2 protein-coding genes are annotated in these 1285 nt (G+C 46.1%); both read left to right on the forward strand.

The annotated features are described in order from the left end of the window. Window positions 1–75: 75 nt before the first annotated feature. Window positions 76–420, forward strand: a complete 345-nt coding sequence (locus tag ACQ4N8_RS28100) for a transposase (RefSeq protein WP_430707668.1) — start codon at window positions 76–78, stop codon at window positions 418–420. Beyond that, window positions 342–1247, forward strand: coding sequence for an IS3 family transposase (locus ACQ4N8_RS28105; protein WP_430707669.1), 906 nt, complete (start codon window positions 342–344; stop codon window positions 1245–1247). The genes ACQ4N8_RS28100 and ACQ4N8_RS28105 overlap by 79 nt, the downstream gene beginning before the upstream one ends. The last annotated feature ends 38 nt before the right edge of the window (window positions 1248–1285 follow it).

The following is a 1285-nucleotide window of genomic DNA, read 5'->3' on the forward strand; positions in this document are numbered from 1 at the left end:
TGGAGTGCACCCCTTATACTAGACATTGGAAACCCCCCTTGGGTAAACCGATGAAATATAAGGGGTGCATTTTTCATGGCGATCAAAGGACAGAAGTTTAAATCTTATACTGAAGAAGATAAGAAAGAGGCGATCCGCTTACATATTGAAGAAAAATGGACGTACAAGCAGATAACTGAACATTTGGGGATTCAGGATAAGGATCGAGTCAAGAAGTGGATGCGTAAATATAGAGAACTTGGTGAGTTTGGACTCTTGGATCAACGAGGACGTCGCGAGCAGTACTTGGACCAGGACCGGTATGTGAAGCAGCTCAAGCGGGAGAATGAAGCCTTAAAAAAGTGTTTGAAAATCTGGAAACAGGAGGTGCTCAAGGCAAGTATCGCATCATTCAAACAGCAGCAGAGCAGTATCCAGTGACGGAGCTCTGCAGCCTATTAGGCGTATCCAGAAGTGGATATTACCGCTATCTAAGCAGGCTCGATTATGACAAGGACTACGAGACGAAAGAGCGTATCAAAGCCATCTATGAGCAGAGAAACGGGACGTACGGTTACCGAAGGATAGAAGATGAGCTTGAGCGTCAATATGAAGTAAAGGTGAATCACAAGAAGGTACTGCGTCTCATGCAGGAGCTTGATTTGAAGGCTGTGATCCGAAGGAAGCGTGATTACCGTAGTACGTACCAAGCAGCGGAAACCTACGGTCGCGTAGCGGATAATCTAATAAAGCGTGACTTTACAGCGGATCAACCGAATCAGAAGTGGGTAACCGATGTGACTCAGTATCGTGTGGGGGATGGGCGGATATATCTGTCAGCTATTAAGGATTTATGCAGCACCGAGATTGTTGCTTACCACATAAGCAAGCGCAACGATAACGACTTGGTCCTAGAAACGTTTAAAGCCGCATTTGAAGCGCAAAAAGACGCGACTGGTAAGATAGCCGGATTGATCGTTCACAGCGACCAAGGCTTCCAGTACACGTCTCATGCATACCACGACATGCTGCCTAAGGTTGGCGCCCAAATCAGCATGTCCAGACGCGGCAATTGTTTAGACAACGCCGCAATGGAGAGCTTCTTCTCGCATCTCAAAGCGGAAGCGCTCTATCCCTATGATATCCGTTCCTTGGATGAGGCACAACGGAGAATAGAGGAATTTATATATTTTTATAACCATGAGAGGATTCAAAGAAAATTAAACAAGCTGACACCGGTAGAGTTCCGGCGCCAGCTTGCAGCTTAAGGGCTTTTTTCAATGTCTACAAAATTGGGGCTTGACCA

It is taken from the genome of Paenibacillus macerans (assembly GCF_050565405.1).
GTDB lineage: Bacteria > Bacillota > Bacilli > Paenibacillales > Paenibacillaceae > Fontibacillus > Fontibacillus macerans_B.